General features: G+C 68.8%; 16 protein-coding genes. 6 read left to right on the forward strand and 10 right to left on the reverse strand.

Annotated features, from left to right (window positions below):
• Positions 1-3: 3 nt before the first annotated feature.
• Positions 4-405, forward strand: coding sequence for a type II toxin-antitoxin system VapC family toxin (locus J9315_RS04955; protein WP_211978906.1), 402 nt, complete (start codon positions 4-6; stop codon positions 403-405).
• A 244-nt stretch (positions 406-649) separates the two neighbouring features.
• On the opposite strand, the gene J9315_RS04960 is transcribed toward J9315_RS04955, so the two are convergent.
• Both J9315_RS04960 and J9315_RS04965 read right to left on the reverse strand, forming a co-directional pair.
• Positions 650-2,470, reverse strand: coding sequence for a phospho-sugar mutase (locus tag J9315_RS04960; RefSeq protein ID WP_211978907.1), 1,821 nt, complete (start codon positions 2,468-2,470; stop codon positions 650-652).
• A 17-nt stretch (positions 2,471-2,487) separates the two neighbouring features.
• Positions 2,488-3,297 (reverse strand): purine-nucleoside phosphorylase, encoded by an 810-nt coding sequence (locus tag J9315_RS04965; RefSeq protein WP_211978908.1) that lies wholly within the window; start codon positions 3,295-3,297, stop codon positions 2,488-2,490.
• 46 nt (positions 3,298-3,343) lie between these two features.
• On the opposite strand from J9315_RS04965, the gene J9315_RS04970 reads away from it, so the two are divergent.
• Complete coding sequence (locus tag J9315_RS04970) at positions 3,344-4,372, forward strand: GNAT family N-acetyltransferase (RefSeq protein WP_211978909.1); 1,029 nt, start codon at positions 3,344-3,346, stop codon at positions 4,370-4,372.
• On the opposite strand, the gene J9315_RS04975 is transcribed toward J9315_RS04970, so the two are convergent.
• The 8 genes from J9315_RS04975 to J9315_RS05010 form a co-directional block, all read right to left on the reverse strand.
• Complete coding sequence (locus J9315_RS04975) at positions 4,333-7,926, reverse strand: FtsK/SpoIIIE domain-containing protein (RefSeq protein WP_211978910.1); 3,594 nt, start codon at positions 7,924-7,926, stop codon at positions 4,333-4,335. The two genes, J9315_RS04970 and J9315_RS04975, sit on opposite strands and share 40 nt — an antisense overlap.
• Positions 7,927-8,069: 143 nt before the next feature.
• A complete protein-coding gene (locus tag J9315_RS04980; RefSeq protein WP_211978911.1) occupies positions 8,070-8,525 on the reverse strand; it encodes a pilus assembly protein TadG-related protein in 456 nt (151 codons plus the stop codon).
• A 7-nt stretch (positions 8,526-8,532) separates the two neighbouring features.
• Positions 8,533-9,051 (reverse strand): hypothetical protein, encoded by a 519-nt coding sequence (locus J9315_RS04985; protein WP_249121031.1) that lies wholly within the window; start codon positions 9,049-9,051, stop codon positions 8,533-8,535.
• Entirely contained in the window at positions 9,044-9,568 is a 525-nt protein-coding gene (locus J9315_RS04990; RefSeq protein WP_211978912.1) for a TadE/TadG family type IV pilus assembly protein, read from the reverse strand. Before J9315_RS04990 ends, J9315_RS04985 begins: the two co-directional genes overlap by 8 nt.
• Positions 9,565-9,822: a hypothetical protein gene (locus tag J9315_RS04995; protein WP_211979258.1), complete on the reverse strand. Its 258-nt coding sequence runs from the start codon at positions 9,820-9,822 to the stop codon at positions 9,565-9,567. Before J9315_RS04995 ends, J9315_RS04990 begins: the two co-directional genes overlap by 4 nt.
• A gap of 109 nt (positions 9,823-9,931) precedes the next feature.
• The gene (locus J9315_RS05000; RefSeq protein WP_211978913.1) at positions 9,932-10,861 is read right to left on the reverse strand and encodes a type II secretion system F family protein; all 930 of its coding nucleotides are present in this window, start codon (positions 10,859-10,861) and stop codon (positions 9,932-9,934) included.
• Positions 10,861-11,787 (reverse strand): type II secretion system F family protein, encoded by a 927-nt coding sequence (locus tag J9315_RS05005; protein ID WP_211978914.1) that lies wholly within the window; start codon positions 11,785-11,787, stop codon positions 10,861-10,863. Before J9315_RS05005 ends, J9315_RS05000 begins: the two co-directional genes overlap by 1 nt.
• Positions 11,784-13,007: an ATPase, T2SS/T4P/T4SS family gene (locus J9315_RS05010; protein ID WP_211978915.1), complete on the reverse strand. Its 1,224-nt coding sequence runs from the start codon at positions 13,005-13,007 to the stop codon at positions 11,784-11,786. The genes J9315_RS05005 and J9315_RS05010 overlap by 4 nt, the downstream gene beginning before the upstream one ends.
• A 259-nt stretch (positions 13,008-13,266) precedes the next feature.
• On the opposite strand from J9315_RS05010, the gene prfB reads away from it, so the two are divergent.
• From prfB to J9315_RS05030, 4 genes are all read left to right on the forward strand, one after another.
• The gene (prfB, locus tag J9315_RS05015; RefSeq protein WP_137826753.1) at positions 13,267-14,385 is read left to right on the forward strand and encodes a peptide chain release factor 2; all 1,119 of its coding nucleotides are present in this window, start codon (positions 13,267-13,269) and stop codon (positions 14,383-14,385) included.
• Positions 14,386-14,574: 189 nt separating this feature from the next.
• Entirely contained in the window at positions 14,575-15,264 is a 690-nt protein-coding gene (gene ftsE, locus J9315_RS05020) for a cell division ATP-binding protein FtsE (protein WP_137826750.1), read from the forward strand.
• On the forward strand, positions 15,261-16,175 hold the full coding sequence (gene ftsX / locus J9315_RS05025; protein ID WP_198499324.1) for a permease-like cell division protein FtsX: 915 nt from the start codon (positions 15,261-15,263) through the stop codon (positions 16,173-16,175). The genes ftsE and ftsX overlap by 4 nt, the downstream gene beginning before the upstream one ends.
• 1 nt (position 16,176) lies before the next feature.
• The gene (locus J9315_RS05030; protein WP_198499323.1) at positions 16,177-17,406 is read left to right on the forward strand and encodes a M23 family metallopeptidase; all 1,230 of its coding nucleotides are present in this window, start codon (positions 16,177-16,179) and stop codon (positions 17,404-17,406) included.
• Positions 17,407-17,469: the final 63 nt, after the last annotated feature.

Here is a 17,469-nt window from a genome sequence, read left to right on the forward strand (position 1 = left end):
ATCATGATCGTTCCAGACGCCTCGGCGGTGGCGCTGATGTTCGCAGATCCGGAGACCGAACCCCGACGGACCTCGGCCATCGAGATTCTCCGCGGCGATCCCGCGTGGATGGTTCCCGAGCATTGGCGCACCGAGGTGCTCTCGGTGATGAGAGGACTGACGTTGGGAGGAAAACTCGACGCCGCTGACGCTGAACGCGCGGTTGACTGGGTGGCTCGGCTGGTCGTGATGACCGCTCCCACCGGCCCGCACATCGCGAGGATGTGGGAACTCAGATCCAACTTGAGCACCTACGATGCCGGGTACGTCGCCGTCGCTGAATCGCACGACCTGACGCTCGTGACCGCAGATGTTCGCATCGCACGCTCGGGAGTCGCCCGTTGTCCAGTCCAGACTATCGCCTGAGATGGATGCCGAGCTGCGCAAGGGTTGCTCCGTCGACTCCATTGGGTGATTAGGACGCCTCGCTGGCATGCCACCTCGCCATTGCTCGACCATGAATGTCACGGTGCAATACACCGAGACCAGTGACGCTCGATCAAGCGGCAGTGCGGATGCGGGCGCGTGCACGGCCCTCGATCCGCACCAGCGCTTGATCGAGGTGCGCCAGCGCTCTCATAGCCCCCGAGCCGAAGCCCCCGTGCCGACCTCAGAGTCCGAAGTAGGCCTTGAGCTCGGTCGTGATCGTCGCCAGCCTCTCCTGCAGCGACGGCCCCAGGGCGGGGGCGCCGACGACCTCGAGGTAGCACTTGAGCTTGGGCTCGGTGCCCGAAGGTCGGACGATGACCCGCGAGTTCGCCTCCGAGAGCAGGAGGATGCCGTCGGTCGGCGGCAGGCCGTCGTACCCGGTCGAGAGATCGTGAACCTCGGTGACGGGTGACCCGGCCAGCGCGGTCGGCGGAGCCTGCCGCAGCTTGTCCATCGCCGAGGCGATGAGGGAGACGTCGTCGAGGCGGAAGCTCAGCGGTGCCGTCGCGAAGACGCCGTCGCGGGTGCGGATGCGGTCGAGTTCGGCATCGATCGTTGACCCGTCTCTTTTGAGGCGTGACGCCAGCGCGGCGAAGGTCACGGCCGCGGAGATTCCGTCCTTGTCGCGGACGACGGTCGGGTCGACGCAGTAGCCGAGCGCCTCCTCGTAGCCGAAGACGAGGCCGGGCACCCGGGAGATCCACTTGAAGCCCGTGAGCGTCTGCACGGCGGGGAAGCCGTGGGCGCGCACAGCGGCGGCAAGACCGCGCGAGGAGACGATCGAGTTCGCGAAGACGGGCCCGGCGGTGTCGGAATCGTTCGCCGAGGCGGTCGCTCCACCGGCGGTCGCGCCATCGGCGGTCCCTGACGCCGAGGCCGAGGCGGAGGCCGCGAGCCGGGAGGCGATGTCCTCGCCGAGGAGGAGCCCCACCTCGTCGCCGGTGAGCTGGCGGTACCCGGTGGGGGCGGCAGGATCGGGGATCGCCGCGGAGAACCGGTCCGCGTCGGGGTCGTTGGCGATGATGAGATCGGCGCCGACCTCTCTGGCCAAGGCATACGCCTCGTCGAGCGCGCCGGCTTCCTCGGGATTGGGGAATGCGACGGTCGGGAAGTCCGGGTCCGGCTTCTGCTGAACGGCCACCGGGTGGAGATTCTCGAACCCGGTGAGCGCCAGTGCCGCCTCGGCGACGGTCGCCCCGACGCCGTGGAGCGAAGTGAGCACGATCGACAGGTCCGCGCTCGCGCGCACGCCCAGGGCCTCGATGCTCTCGAGGTAGGCCTCGATGATCGAGTCATCGAGGTGCTCCCAACCCGATTCGGCACGCGGCACCGATGCGACGGACGGGACGGCGGCGATCCTCTCGGCGATGAGCGCATCGGCGGGGGGAACGATCTGCGCGCCCGCACCTGCACGAGCGGTGGCCGGGTCCGGTTCGATCGCGAGCAGCGGCCGCTCCCCGAGGTAGACCTTGTAGCCGTTGTCGGCGGGCGGGTTGTGGCTGGCGGTGACCATGACGGCGGCATCGGCGCCGAGGTGGGTGAGCGCGAACGCCGTGAGCGGAGTCGGCAGCTGTTCGGGCAGCTGGATGGCGACCCCGCCGGCGGCGGTGACGACGGCCGCGGTGTCGCGGGCGAAGTCGGAGGACTTGTACCGGGCATCGCAGCCGATGACGACGCGGAAGCCCGGGCCGACGGTGTCGTTGAGGAACGCCGAGAGTCCGGCTGCGGCGCGGATGACGACGGAGCGGTTCATCCGGTTGGGCCCGGCCGCGATCTCCCCGCGCAGGCCTGCGGTGCCGAAGACCAAGGGTCCGGAGAACCGATCTGCAAGGTCGGCGCGCGCGGCTGCGTCACCGGCCTCCGCCTCGGCGAGGATGGCCGTCAGCGACGTCGCCGTCTGCGCATCGGGGTCATCGGCGATCCACGCGCGGACGATGTCGGCGTCGAAGCCCGTCGTGAAGCGGTCGGCGACCCGGACCGGGCTGGTGTTCGATTCGCTCATCGATTCGCTCACCGGCCTCAGAGCTTTCCGACGATGTCGGCGAGCAGCTGGGAGATCCGCGGGGCTGCGGCGGCTCCGGCCTCGATGACCTCGGCGTGGGAGAGCGGGGTCTCCTGGATGCCGGCGGCGAGGTTCGTCACGAGCGAGATGCCCATGAGCTCGAGCCCGGCCTGCCGGGCGGCGATGGCCTCGAGCGTCGTCGACATGCCGACGAGATCGGCGCCGAGGATGCCTGCCATCCGCACCTCGGCCGGGGTCTCGTAGTGGGGGCCGCGGAACTGGGCGTAGACGCCTTCGTCGAGTGTCGGGTCGATCTCCTTGGCGATGGCCCGCATCCGCGGCGAGTAGAGGTCGGTGAGGTCGACGAAGTTCGCACCTTCGATGGGGGAGGTGCCGGTGAGGTTGATGTGGTCGGAGATGAGGACCGGGGTGCCCGGGGCCCAATTGCGGTTGAGCCCACCGCAGCCGTTGGTGAGCACGAGGCTGGTGCAGCCGGCGGCGGCGGCGGTGCGCACCCCGTGGGCGACGGCGCGCACGCCCTTGCCTTCGTAGTAGTGGGTGCGCGATCCGAGGACGAGGGCGTGCTTCCCGCTCGAGGCGATGCGCACGGTGCGCAGCGTGGGGACGTGGCCGGCGACGGCCGGGGCGTGGAATCCGGGGACCTCGGCGGCGGGGACTTCGCTGATCGTCTCGCCCAGCAGCTCGGCCGCTCCGCCCCATCCCGATCCGAGGACGAGGGCGATGTCGTGGGACTCGATCCCAGCGGCGGAGTTGATGGTCGTGGCCGCTGCCTGCGCGGCGGCGGTAGGATCGCTTAAGTCAGTCATGACGCCAAGATTATCAACATCTGACATGCCGCAAGGAGCGCTCACCATGCCGATCAGACCACTTGCCGACGGCGACGATCTGCGACTGAACGAGGTGTTCTCCGACGCGGCGACTCCGGCCGGTCACATGGCCCGGTCCCTGTTCCGTCCGGCCGCGGAGTCCCCGCTGCTGCGGTCGGTCATCGCCGAGGTGGTCCCCGAGGTTCCCGTCGGCGCGGCGGCGATCGCGGAGTCCCCGCTCCACCCGTACCGGGCGTGGGTCAACGTCGAGGTCGCCGCCGAGGAGCGCGGCCACGGTCTCGGTCGTGAGCTCTTCGAGGCGGTGTCGGCGGAGACCGCAGGAACCCCGCTGGAGGGCCTTGACCTGCGGGCTCGGGTCGAGGCCGGCAGCGTGGGGGAGAAGTTCGCCGAGGCGCTCGGCTTCACCCCGCTGACGACGACGCGGGTCATCAAGGTTTCCGCCGGGGCCCTGCCGCCCAGCGGCGGCGGTCGCGCCGAGGACCTCGAGATCGTCTCGACCGGGTCGGTCAAGCTGACGAAGGCGTTCCTCGAGTGGTACACCGCGGTCAACCGCGACGATGCGGTCGCGCCGCTGACGATCGGGCAGGTGAGCAGTGCGTTCCTCTCCGAGGCGGCCGGTGCCCATGGTGCGGCGATGCTCATGAGCGACTCCGCGGCGACTGGTTCCGGTGACGCAGGGTCGGGCAGCGGGCTGAGCGCCTTCGCTGTCTCCTACGCCAGGGAGGCCGACCCGGCTGCGGTCGGCGGGGCCCAGGATGCCGCGGCGAACCTGCACGGGACTGCGGAGGACGAGCCGGCGACCGAACTCATCCTCGGCTCGATGTTCGAGACCCGTGAGGACGTCGCCGACGCCTCCCCTGAGCAGTTCGAGGCGGCCATCGCCGATGCCGAGCTGCTGCTGGCCAGGCTGTCAGTCGACGCCGATGTCGTCATCGAGGTCACCAGCGGCATGCCCGTGGTCTCAGCGCTCGCCGACCGGCTCCTCGCCGCGGGCCAGGCGAGCGAACTCTACCGCTACGAGACACTTTCGGGACCTCCCGCGGACACGCAGTGAGTCGAGTCGACCCCGGAGTCGGTTGATTCGCCCCGCGTCGGTGACCCGACGACCCTGATCGCTCGTGCTCGGGAGTCGGTGACGAACCAGCCCGTCCCGGCGGTGCCGTCGAGTGGCGGCAGGCGGGTGAACCCGAGAGTCGCGAGGTCCTGAGCAGTGTGACTGCCGAGGATGAGCGTGGGTCCGAGCGTCTGGGCGCTCGCCAGCGGCGAGCCGTAGCCAGGAGTGAAACGCAGCGGCATCGTCACCACGTGGAGCCCACCGGCCGTGACGTCGAGCGTCGCAGGCTCCTCGCGATGCGCGTCGTCGTGGATCGTCAGGTCCGCCTGCTCGCACCTGCTGAACGCCCGGGCCAGAGACGATTTCCCGCTCTGCGCCGACCCGCGCACAGTGAGCACGGAACCGTCACGTGCCGGGTCCCAGGACACGGGTTCCCCGAAGGCGTCGATGCCGAGCGGAATCGTTCCGTCCTCCCTCCGTCTCGGCGACGCTTCCCTCACGTCACCCGGTTCGTCGAGTCCCCGCCACCCCGGTGAGAAGGCCGACGAGCCTGCACCACCACGAGGGGGAAAGAGCTGGACGTCGGCGCCGTCGCCGCCGCACTCAGCGGTGCGCGGGCCGACGAGCACGGCACGCAGACGCGGCCACGTTCCGAGGAACCGGTGGCGGGAGAGACCGACGCTGAGACCGTCCCCGCCGGCGCTCGGCGGGAAGATGAGGTGAGAGCGGAACTGGGAGGAGATGCGCAGCCCCGACCGGCACCCGGCAAGGAGGAGCGTGAGTCCGAGATCGCGGGAATGGGAGAGGAGGCCCTCCAACGCCGCCGCCGTGTGATGGTCGAGGGAATCGACGAGCTCACCCCAGTTCCCGCACACGACGAGCGTCGACGGTCGCGCCCGCGCACTGCCGGCGGAACCCGAACTCGGTGGGCGACCCAGATGGTCGAGGATCGCATGCAGGCGCCACCCGGCATGCATCCCGCAGGAGATCGCCGCCTGGTCGATGACCTCGGCGATCCGACCGAGCGCGACGATGCGGTGGGTGACGGCTGCCGACGCCGCCAGCGTCACGAGCACGGCGGTGGGATCGTCGTCGGTGACGACGATGGTCGACCCGTCCTGCGCCGGATCATAGGACCAGTCGATCTGCCGCTGTGCGGCGGGGAGGTCGATGATCCCGGTGACAGGCTGCTGCGACGACGCGCTCGCCGCAGTACCCGGGACGTCATCAACCGTCGGCAGCGGCGGGGGCACGACGGACCGCGGCGCATCGACGGTGTGCGCGTGCGCCGCGGTGAGGAGATTGTCGATGCGGATTCCGGTGAGGGCGGAGCTCGTCTGCACGGCACGACCGGGTTGCCACGGTCGCAGTCGGGGACGCTGAGCGGTCGGTTCAGGCGGCTCGTCGGTGAGGGGAACGGCGACGCGGAAGCGAACGAGCGCGGACCCCGCATCGAGGAGAGCGGCCCCGGGCCGGTCCGGCGGAAGACGCGCGGCATCGGCGACGCTGATGACATCGGAGGAGTCGGCGTCGTCGCGCACGCGCAGGCAGATCCGAATGCTGATGTTCGCCTTCATGTGCCCGGTGACGATGCCCAGCGGCCGTTGGGTCGCGAGGATGAGATGGACGCCCAGAGACCGGCCGAGGGCGGCAAGATGCTCGAGCAGGTCCGCGGCCCGGGGATGCGCGGTCATGAGGGCGTGGAACTCGTCGATGACGACGACGAGCCGTGGGGGAGGGACATCGAGGTCGAGGATGTCGGCGCACCCGCGGTCGGCGAGCAGCCGTTCGCGCCGCGTGATCTCCGCACGGACGGCGACGAGCGCCCGGAAGGCCGCAGCCGAGTCGAAGTCGTCGAGGACGCAGTCGGTGTGCGGCAGCCGTGACAGGGGTGCGAACGTCGCTCCGCCCTTGAAGTCGATGAGGACGAAGGTCAACCGCTCGGGTGGGTGATGCAGGGCCAGGGACAGCAGCCACGACTGGAGGAGCATCGACTTGCCGCTGCCGGTGGTGCCGGCCACGAGAGCGTGCGGGCCGTCGCCGAAGAGATCGATGCCGACCGCCCCGAGAGGTCCGCGGCCGACGGGGACGGCCCCCGAATGCGGCTGCCGCCAGCGGTTCGCGGTGCGTTCGGGGTCATCATCGCAGTGCTCGCCGAGGCCGTGGCAGGGGAACGAGTCGGCACCGGTCGCCGGCATCCCGGTGCGCACGAGCGTGAGAAACCGGGCCGGTGGCATCAGGGTCGCCGTGAACGCTCGGCCGGGCACCGGGCCCTCGAGCGCCGTCGACGTCGTCGTCCGCGCTTGCGCGAGATCGCCGAGGACGAGGGAGACAGTGCTCTTCGGCTTGGGTGCCCCGAGGCGGAGGGTGGTCACAGTGCCCTCGGTCCGCAGGTCGACGCTGATGCGCTCCGAGGGGTGGGTCGCCGCGGTGGCGGGCTCGTCCCGATCGAGCGCGCCGACGAGGTCCGGCAGCTCGCGCACTTCGGCCGACGGTGCCCACGCCCACCGGCGGTCGGCCAGCCAGGCGAGCATCATCGGCAGCAGGTGAGCGCGTTCACCGGTGACGACCACCGCGGTCGATCGCGGGTCGATGCAGATGGGGACGTCGCTGACGACGGCATGGTCGTCGCAGCGATCGACGCGGTCGTCGATCTCGGGTGCCAGTGAGATGCGACTGAGGATCGCGCCGAACCCCAGACACAGGCCCGGGGAGGCGCGTGCCGTGCGCTGTCGCTGCGCGATGAGCCGGAGGGCTCTCGTCGAGGCGTCGTCGATCGCGTGTGCGCGCTCGATCCGGTGCGTCTCCACGTCCCGGGCATAACGGCGCTTCTCGACGAGGTGGGCGATGTAGCCCGACAGGGGCGCCGAGAGGCTGAAGAGGAGAAACCACCACATGCCGGTGAGCAGCGCGAGGGCGATGCCGATGCCGATGGGAATGAGGAACGCCCACCACTGCGGCGGACGGGCCGCGCGCGGTTCGTCGACCGCGTGCGGCGCGACATGGATCGTCTCGCTGCCGGCGGTGTTCAGTGTCCCACCGGTCGGTGCCTCAGGCAGCTGATCGCGGTCGAGCTCGGGGAGGAACACGGTGGATCCGACGAGGCTCTGCGTGCGCAGTCCCGCAGGAGCGAGGCGGAGTCTGACCGGAGCGCGCGAGAGGCAGGGGTCGGCGATGAGGAGGCCGTCGGAAGACGGTACACGAGCGATGAGGGTCTGGCGTGGGTCGATGGCGAGGGTGAATCCCGAATCGGGGCCGGCGAGCACCGACACCGTCGTGCTGCCGCAGCCGCGATCGAAGGCACCGGCGCCGAGGAGGGTGACCGGGTGGAGTCCGCGCCATTGGCCCCACGTTATCGACTCAACCCAGGCCGATGGATCATCGGGCGGTGGAGCGGAGCCCGGGTTGGAGGCGAGGAGATCGTCGACGGTGACAGGCTCATCGATGACCGAGCGGAGCACATCGAGGACGGGCTGCTCGCCGTCGGCGTCGAGGACGTCCGTGCGCACGGCACCGCTGACTTCGACCCGCTGGACGACTCCGCTGACCTTCATCGCATCAGAGTCTGGTGAACCGGTGCCGGTCGGCAAGCCGTCATCCGCCCCCTGTGGACGAGCGCTGAGCGTTCACAGGCTCACAGCACGCGAGTCCATCCGCTGTCCACAGGTTCCGGCACACGAGTCCGCAGGCACGGTTGTCATGAGATCCGCAGTGACCCTCGCGCCAAGGCGGTGGCACTGAGTTCGATGAGTCCGGGAACGAAGGGGGAGAGCAGCGCCGGGGTGTAGTCGGCGCGCAGACGGATGACGACCGAGGCCTCGCCGTCGACGTCGGCGCGGATGCCGACGTTGTCGAGGCCCTCGGGCGAGGGGACGGCCGAGACGTAGCGCGCCGCCGCCCGCTGCGCCGCCGGCGGCGAGAACACGAGTCCGGGTTCTCCGTCCGGGGCGGGTTCGAACGAGTCGGAGGCCGCGAGGGCTGCCGAATCGGCCATCGCCTGGAGTTCGCGACGGGCCATGTGCAGGTCCGTGAGGGCGGCGATGAGGAACGCGAGGAGGAGCGCGATGATGACGAAGCCGATCGCCAGGGGAGTGATCGACCCCTCGTCGGCCGGGCGGTGACCGGGAGCGGTGGACCTCGTCGTCAGGGACATCGTCGACTCATCCGTTCCCGGTGGTCGCGACGACATCGGAATGCGAGGCCCGCATGGTGATGTGCGGGGAGTTCTCCGAACCGAAGATCAGGGGGATCCCCGGCAGCGGAATCCGCGTTTCGACGTCAGCGGTGACGAGAGAGCCAGCGCGTCCACAGGGTCCTGAACATGAGTAGGTGATGGTGATGGGAACATCCCGGAGCCCGAAGTCGGTGAAATGCATGGCGGCGACATCCTCGGCGCGCTGCTGCGAGGGGTTAGCGTCGCGGGCGGCGATCCGGGAGGCCGACACCGCCGCCGAGGTCGTCGCGTAGCCGGCCGCCTGCAGCTGGGAGAGCGCGAGCATGAGGTAGACGACGGGGATGAGGAGGATGACCGCGGCGAAGATGAACTCGATGACCGCAGTCCCGGCATCGGGGAGAGCGAACCGGACCTCCGCCTCGGTGTCCTGGGCGACGGATGGGTGGGCAGGGCCGACGGATGGGTCGGCAGGCCCGACGGAGGGGAGGACAGCGGGTTCAGTCACGGTCGATGTCCTCGACGATCGAGCGTCCCCGCAGGTCCCACACCTCGGCGGGTCCCCAGAGTCCGAGCACGGGCAGCGGAGTGCGGACCCGGACTTCGACGATCTCGACGTTCCCGTTGCTCTCGGTGTCGACGGAGATCGCCTCGGCGTACCGTTCGCCGAGTGAGGCCGTGATGAGCTGCGCGGTCAGCCGCCTGCCGTCGCCGGCCGTCTGATCGGCGAGTCCCGCCTGCCGGGCACCGGCGATGGCCGAGTCGATGACGGTGTTGCGGACGTGGATGACCAGACCGATCTGCAGGGCGCCGGCGAGAACGAGGGCGAGCAGAGACGCGACGAGGGCGAACTCGGCGATCGCGGAACCGGTGTCCGTGCCGCCGACCGCACCGTTCTCAGAGCGCGCGCCCGCATCGGCCGTGTCACCGTCGACCGCACCGCTGCCGGCCGCGCCGCCACCGGCCGCGCCTCCTGTCGGCGGGGAGGCAGCAGCAGGGGCATCGCCGCGCTGTGCTCGGCTCACCCGGCACCTCGGACCTTGTTCATCGCGTCCTCGAACATCGAGGTGAAGGCTTCGCCGGCGAGCGCCCAGAGGGCGACGACGAGTCCCGCGGTCATCAGTGTGATGAGCACCCAGCCGGGCACATCGCCGCGATCGGGACGGTCGCCGCGGTGCCCGTCGTCACCGGCGCCGTGCCGGGCAGCCGGTGGGGAGGTGTCGTCGCCGATCCACCCGAGGGTGAGCAGGGTGAGGTGTGTCATGAACCGGTGGAACATCATGTCTCCTTCTTCGTTGCGACGGTCGATGGCTGGGGAGGTCGGGTGGGGGAGCAATGGCGTCGGGGCGGATGAGGACAGGGGAGCGGAAAGCGGCTGGGCGTCTCGGTCAGGGGCTGAGGTCGAGGACGGCGAGGGAGGGGAAGACGGCGAAGATCACGGTGACGGGCAGGACGAAGACGACAACGGGCACGAGCATGCCGATCTCCTTGCGTCCGGAGAGCTCGAGGAGGCGCCGCCGCGACTGCTCGCGGACGTCGGCGGCCTGGGAGCGCAGCACCTCGGCGAGTGGGGTGCCGCGGGTCATCGAAACGGCGAGTCCGTCGACGAACTGGACGATCTCCGGGATCGCGATGCGCGTGGCCATCTGGTCGAGGGCCTCGACGAGGGGAGTGCCGGTCCGGGTCGCCGACAGCGCGGTGCGCAGTTCGTCGACGAGGTCGCCCGAACAGGTCCGGCACACCCGTTCGAGTGCTTCGACGATCCCCTCACCTGCGGTGATCGAGAGGGCGAGGAGTTCTGCGACGGTGGGGAACTCGGCGAGGATGCGGGATTCGTGGCGGGCGATCGCCTGGCTGAGACGCCAGTCGTTGACGATGTGGCCGGCGACCCCGCCGCTGACGACGAGGACGATGACGACGATGGGGGAGAACCCGCGCTGCGCGCTGATGAGACCGGCGAGGCCGCCGCCGGCGATCATGCCGACGAGGATGCTGAGGATCTGATTCGTCCGGAACCGCTCGATCGTCGCTCTCCCGCCGAGGCGGCCGATGCGCAGGCTGAGGGTCGCATCGGTGGTGATGCGCGAGGTCACCCATGTCGTCGCCGTCAGGGCAGCCTGCCGGAGTGCCCCGAGGAGGCCCTCCTTCCGGGGTGTCGGCGGGGCGTAGACGTCGACGAGCGCCTCCTGATCGCGCAGGTACGGTGCGATGCGCGACGACAGGGTCGGGCGCCGCAGCGGAGGCAGGGCGAGGACGAAGACGGTGAGGGCGACGCCGTTGAATGCGCCGAGGAGCAGGAGAGTGAGCGGGTCGGTCATCAGGCCTCACCCGCCTCGGCGCTGCGGTGGAACGGGGACCGGGCCAGGGAGGAGCCCTCGATGACGCGCGGTTCCTGCGGAAGTCGGCCGATCCGCTTCATCGCCTGGTAGGCGAGGAGGGAGACGACGAAGCCCGCGGCCAGGAGGATGAGACCGGCCTGTGAGTTGTAGGCCGCAGCGGTCTCGGGGCGGGTCGAGAGGAACGCGAGGACGACCCAGGGGGCGGCGACGGCCAAGCGGGCACCGTTGACGGTCCACTGCTGGCGGGCGGAGAGTTCGTTGCGGGTGCGGGCGTCGTCGCGGACGAACTGGGCCAGAGCCCGCAGCATCGTGCCCAGGTCGCTGCCGCCGACCTGCCGGGTCACGCTCAGGGCCGCGACGATGCGGTCGGCGACAGGATCGGCGCTGACCTGGCGGAAGCGTTCGAGGGCGATCGCGAAGGAGCCGCTTGCGCGATACTCCTCGGCGAAGACCTCGAAGAGCGGCCGCAGCGGCTCGGGTCCGCGGTGGGCGAGCGAGCTCAGCGCTTCGGGCAGTGAGAGTCCCGCCCGCACACCGGAATTGAGATGGTCGAGGGTCTCGGGCCAGAGTTCGCGACGCAGCACCTGCTTCGAGCGCGCACGGTGCTGGAGGTACCGGTAGGGCAGCCACGAGGCGAAGAGACCGAAGCACAGGGCGATCGCCCACGAGCGGGTGAGCACGGTGGCGACGACGGTGACGGTGAGGAAGACGGCGATCGTCAGCAGGAGCAGGTGGAGGGGGCGCAGGCGCGGGAATCCCGCACCCGTGAGCATGTCGTCGAGTTCGCGGATCCACCGCCGCTGCTGCCGGCGCCTCGCCGTCTGCTCCCACAGGGACATCCAGATGAGCAGCAGTCCCGCGCCGAGGCAGGCTCCCACGAGCAGGCTCAGCTGCGAGTAGCTCATGCCGCTTCCAAGATCTGGTGGAGGTCCTTGCCGATCGCGGAGAAGCGCTCGCCGAGGTGGCCGAACCCCTGTCCGCGCACCAGCGTCCCGTGCGGGGAATGGAAGAGGGTGTCGAGTTCGATGACGTCGCCTTCGACTCCGCCGGGCACCGCGCAGATCTCATTGACGTGGCGGACCCCGCTGTTGTCGCGTCGCAGGTGGACGACGACGTCGATGCTCACCGCCACCGTCGGGACGACGAACGACGACGAGATGTTCGCCCCGGCGAGCAGCGGAAGGGTCGAGATCTTCGTGATCGCCGCACGCGCGGAGTTCGCATGGATCGTGCCCATGCCGGGCAGCCCCGAATTCAGGGCGACGAGGAGGTCGAGGCTCTCGGCTTCCCGGACCTCCCCGACGATGATCCTCGTCGGACGCATCCGCAGGGCCTCTTTGACGAGTGCGCGGAGGGTCACAGCGCCGGTGCCTTCGAGCGAGGGCTGGCGGCACTGCATCGGAACCCAGTCGCGGCTGGGGAGGTTGAGTTCGAAGACCTCCTCGCAGCTGACGATGCGTTCGCGGGCGGGGATCGACCCGGCCAGAGCGTTGAGCATCGTCGTCTTTCCCGCCTGGGTGGCGCCGGAGACGAGGATGTTCGCACCGCAGCTCACGGCGGCGTCGAGGAAGCGGGCCGCCGGGGGAGTGAGCGAGCCCTGGGCGACGAGGGCGGCGAGGTTGCGGGGCCGCTGGATGAACTTGCGGATGTTCACTGCCGGGGAGGAGCGCGTGATGTCGGGGAGGACGACGTGGAGCCGGGAGCCGTCGGGAAGCATGGCGTCGACGAAGGGCTGTGAGAGGTCGACCCGGCGACCCGAGGTGCGCAGCATCCGCTCGATGAGGTCGTCGAGTTCGCCGCTGGTCAGCTTCGTCGTCGTGAGCTGGTGGACACCGTCGACGGCGATGAACACCTCGCTCGGCGAGTTGATCCAGATCTCCTCGACGCGGGGGTCCTCGAAGTAGTCCTGAAGGGCGCCGTAGCCGGAGAGCTGATTGTCGATGAATCGGAACGTCGCCTCTTTGTCCGTCAGCGGCGGAAGGTCCGCGGTGAGACTGCGCTCGTCGTATTCGGAGATCACCGAGCGGATGACTTCGCGGGAGCGCTGGACATCGGTGCGGGGATCCACGTCGAGGTCTCGGATCCTCTTGTGGACCTCGCTCGTGATGACCTCGGTGGCTTCCACGGTGAATCCCTCGGTGGCGATCGGCGAGTCCGTCGGTGTGAGCGGCGGGCAATAGGTTGTCAATGTATCCGCGAAATTCCCATTTATCCAGACTTTCTCACAATCTGTGGATAACTTCTGGTGACATCGGATAAATGTCATAGATGTAGTTAAGGAGGCGATTCGGTGAGGTTTTATCCGGCCTGATCCGTCCGCCGTCCGCGTCCGTCCGCTCGGCGGTTCCGAGGGGCTGTGCCCCATGGACTAGAATCGAGGCATTATGGCCACGACTGATCACGCTTCCGAAATCGCCAACCTCCGCAGCACCTATCAGGCGATCCTCGACGTCTCCGACCTGCCGACTCTGCGTGACGAGGTCGCCGAGCTCACCGAGGAAGCATCGGCCCCGACGTTCTGGGACGACCCCGATTCGGCGCAGAAGACCTCGGCGAAGCTTTCGCACAAGCAGGGCACGCTCGAGAAGCTCGAGAAGTTCGGGGAGCGCATCGACGACGCCGAACTCCTCATCGAGATGTCCGAGGCCGAAGGCGACTCGGATTCGCTCGTCGAAGCCGAACGCGACATCGCCAAGCTCAAGGATCAGCTCGGCGAGCTCGAGATCTCGACCCTGCTCTCCGGCGAATACGATGAGCGCTCGGCGGTCGTCACCGTCCGCTCCGGTGCCGGCGGCGACGACGCGACGGACTGGGCGCAGATGCTCATCCGCATGTACATCCGCTGGGCCGAGGGCCGCGGCTACAACGTTCAGGAACTCGACACCTCCTACGCCGAAGGCGCCGGCATCAAGTCCGCGACGATCCAGGTCAACGCCCCCTACGCCTACGGCACGCTGTCGGTCGAGGCCGGCACGCATCGCCTCGTGCGCATCAGCCCCTTCGACAACCAGGGCCGCCGCCAGACTTCCTTCGCCGCCGTCGAGGTCGTCCCGCTCATCGAGTCGACCGACCACATCGAGGTCGACGAGAACGACCTGCGCATCGACGTCTACCGGTCCTCGGGGCCCGGCGGCCAGTCCGTCAACACGACCGACTCCGCTGTGCGCATCACGCACCTTCCGACCGGCGTCGTCGTGAGCATGCAGAACGAGAAGTCGCAGATCCAGAACAAGGAGGCCGCGATGCGCGTCCTCCAGTCGCGGCTCCTCGAGCGCAAGCGCCAGGAGGAGGCCGCGCAGAAGAAGGAGCTCGCCGGCGACATCAAGGCGAGCTGGGGCGATCAGATGCGCTCGTACGTCACGCACCCCTACCAGATGGTCAAGGATCTGCGCACCGGGTACGAGGTCAACAATCCCCAAGCCGTGTTCGACGGCGACCTCGACGGACTCATCGAAGCGGGCATCCGCTGGCGCAAGCAGCAGGAGAACGCCGAGGAGGAGTGACCTCTCCGACCCACCCCCTCGGCGCACCGACCCCACGGCACCACCGCCTCGGCGCGGGTGAACGCATCGTGGTGGGACTGTGAACTTCATCAGATGCGCAACACACGCCCCGCCGCCTCCGCGCACATCACGGAACTGTTACGTACAGTGGAAGCGGCCGAGCCATCCGCGACACGATTGAAGACCCTCTTGATCACATTCGACTCCGTTTCGAAGTCCTACGACACCCGCACCCGGGCGGCCCTCGACTCCATCTCGTTCGAGGCTGACCGCGGGGAATTCGTGTTCCTCGTCGGAGCCTCGGGATCGGGCAAGTCGACGGTCATCCGCCTCATCCTCCGCGAAGAGGTGCCGACGAAGGGGCGGATCTCCGTGGCGGGGAAGTCCGTGGTGAAGATGCCCTCCTGGCGGGTCCCCTACCTGCGCCGCGGCATCGGCACGGTGTTCCAGGACTTCCGGCTGCTGCCGAACAAGACGGTCTTCGCCAACGTCGCCTTCGCCCTCCAGGTCATCGGCAAGTCACGGGCGTCGATGTCGACGCTCGTGCCCGACGTCCTCGAGACCGTGGGCCTGGCCGGCAAGGAGAAGCGCTACCCGTACGAGCTCTCCGGCGGTGAGCAGCAGCGCGTCGCGATCGCCCGCGCCGTCGTCAACAAGCCCGGGATCCTCCTCGCCGACGAGCCGACGGGCAACCTCGACCCCGTGACCAGCGCTGACATCATGTCGGTGCTCGAGAAGATCAACCGCAACGGCACGACCGTGCTCATGGCCACCCACGACGGGGAGATCGTCAACCGGATGGCCAAGCGGGTCATCGAACTCAAAGAGGGCCGCATCGTCCGCGACGTCGAGCACGGCACGTACGGAGTCGCCTCATGAGGGCCGGCTTCATCCTCTCCGAGGTCGGATCGGGCCTGAAGAAGAACTTCTCGATGGTCCTCTCCGTCGTCCTCGTCACCTTCGTCTCCCTCCTCTTCGTCGGCGCCGCGATCCTCCTGCAGATGCAGGTCGGGCAGATGAAGGACTACTGGTACGACCGCGTCCAGGTCTCGATCTTCCTCTGCCCGCCGGACTCCGAGGCGACGAACTGCGTCGACGGCGAGGTCACCGACACGCAGAAGAAGAACATCGAGGACGCGCTCGCCAGCTCCGATCTCTCCCCGTACGTCGACACCGTCTACTTCGAGGACAAGGCCGAGGCCTACCAGCGCTTCCAGGACCAGTTCGCCGGCACGAGCCTCGAGGGCACCGTGCCCGAGGAGGACATGAACGAGTCCTTCCGGGTCAAGCTCAAGGACGCCGAGCAGTACCAGATCATCAACGAGTACTTCTCCTCGACCCAGGGCGTCGAAGAGGTCGTCGACCAGAATCAGCTCCTCGACCGCCTCTTCGGGGTCCTCAACGTCGCCACCGTCGTTGCGATCGCGATCGCCGGCATCATGCTGCTGTGCGCGATGCTGCTCATCGCCACGACGATCCGCCTCTCCGCGTTCGCCAGACGCCGGGAGACGGGGATCATGCGCCTCGTCGGCGCCTCGAACTCCTTCATCCAGCTCCCGTTCCTCCTCGAAGGGGTCATCGCCGCAGCGATCGGCGCGGGACTCGCTGCCGGCTCCCTGGGCCTGCTCGTCCACTTCGGGGTGAGCGGCTGGCTGCAGGACCAGGCGACCGGCTTCAGTCTGATCTCCGGCGTCGACGTCCTCATCGTCGCCCCGATCCTCCTCGTCATCGGCATCGTCATGGCCGGTGCCTCGTCGCTCATCACACTCAACAAGTACACGAAGGTCTGAGATGAAACGCAGGCTTCCCCTTCTCGTCACGGCTGCTGTGCTCGCCGTCGTCATGCCGGTCACCTCGGCGACGGCCAACCCGCGCGACGACAAGAACAAGGTCGACGAACGCGTCAAGGAGCTCCAGCAGGAGTTCGAGGGCCTCGACGAGGACCTCGCCCGGGTCATCGCCGAACGCGACGAAGCCCAGGAGGCCCTGCCCGCCGCGGAGGAGGCGTCCCAGAAAGCCGACGACGCCCTCGCCGAGGCGGTGCAGAAGGATGAGGACCTCGCCGCCCGTCTGACCTCGGCGGAGAACGCGCAGTCCGACCTCAAGGACGAGATCCAGCAGGGCACGGACGAGATCGAGCAGAACCGCACGGCCGCGGCGCGGATCGGCCGGCAGGCGTACCAGAACTCCGGCATCACCTCCGACCTCGCGATGCTGCTGCAGATGGCCGAGGGCACGAGCGCCGACGGCGGCATCGGCCGCGTCGACTCCGCGGTGCGCTCCCAGCAGCGCACGATCGATGACCTCTCGGAGCAGCGTGCGCTCAACGAGAACAACGAGGAGCGCCTCTCCGGGGTCACCGATGAGATCTCCGATCTCAAGGATGAGGCCGCCGAGGCGGTCATCGCGAAGGAGGCCGCCCAGGCCGACGCGAAGAAGAAGGCCGACGACCTCAACAACCTCATCTCCGCCAAGGACGACGCCGAGCAGACGATCTCGGACAACAAGGACAAGACCGAGCAGCAGCTCGCCGATGAGAAGGCGGAGCAGGATCGGCTCGCGAAGGAGGTCCGCGAGTGGGAGAAGGAGCAGGAGGCGAAGGGCAACTTCGTCTACGGCGACGGTGTCCTCGCCAATCCCGCCGAGGGCTTCCCGATCACCTCGCAGTTCGGCTACCGCATCCACCCGATCACGGGCAACCGGAAGCTGCACACCGGCACCGACTTCGGTGTGCCCTGCGGAACGTCGATCCGGGCGGCCGGTGACGGAGTCGTCGTCAGCGCCGGCTGGGCCGGCGGCTACGGCAACCGCGTCGTCATCTCCCACGGCAAGATCGGCGGCAAGTCGATCGCCTCGACGTACAACCACAACACGAGCCTGAGCGTGAAGGCCGGGCAGAAGGTGAAGAAGGGCGACGTCATCTCCCAGTCGGGCACGACCGGCGCCTCGACCGGCTGCCACCTCCACTTCGAGATCATGGAGAACGGCGGCTACGTCAACGCGATGCCGTTCATCTCGTAATCCGCACCTTCGGGCAGTCAGGGCGAGTGCGCCGGAACTGCAGATGGGATAGACTGGTGGGTC

The sequence above is a fragment of the Brevibacterium sp. W7.2 genome (genome assembly GCF_018137945.1).
Classification (GTDB): domain Bacteria; phylum Actinomycetota; class Actinomycetes; order Actinomycetales; family Brevibacteriaceae; genus Brevibacterium; species Brevibacterium sanguinis.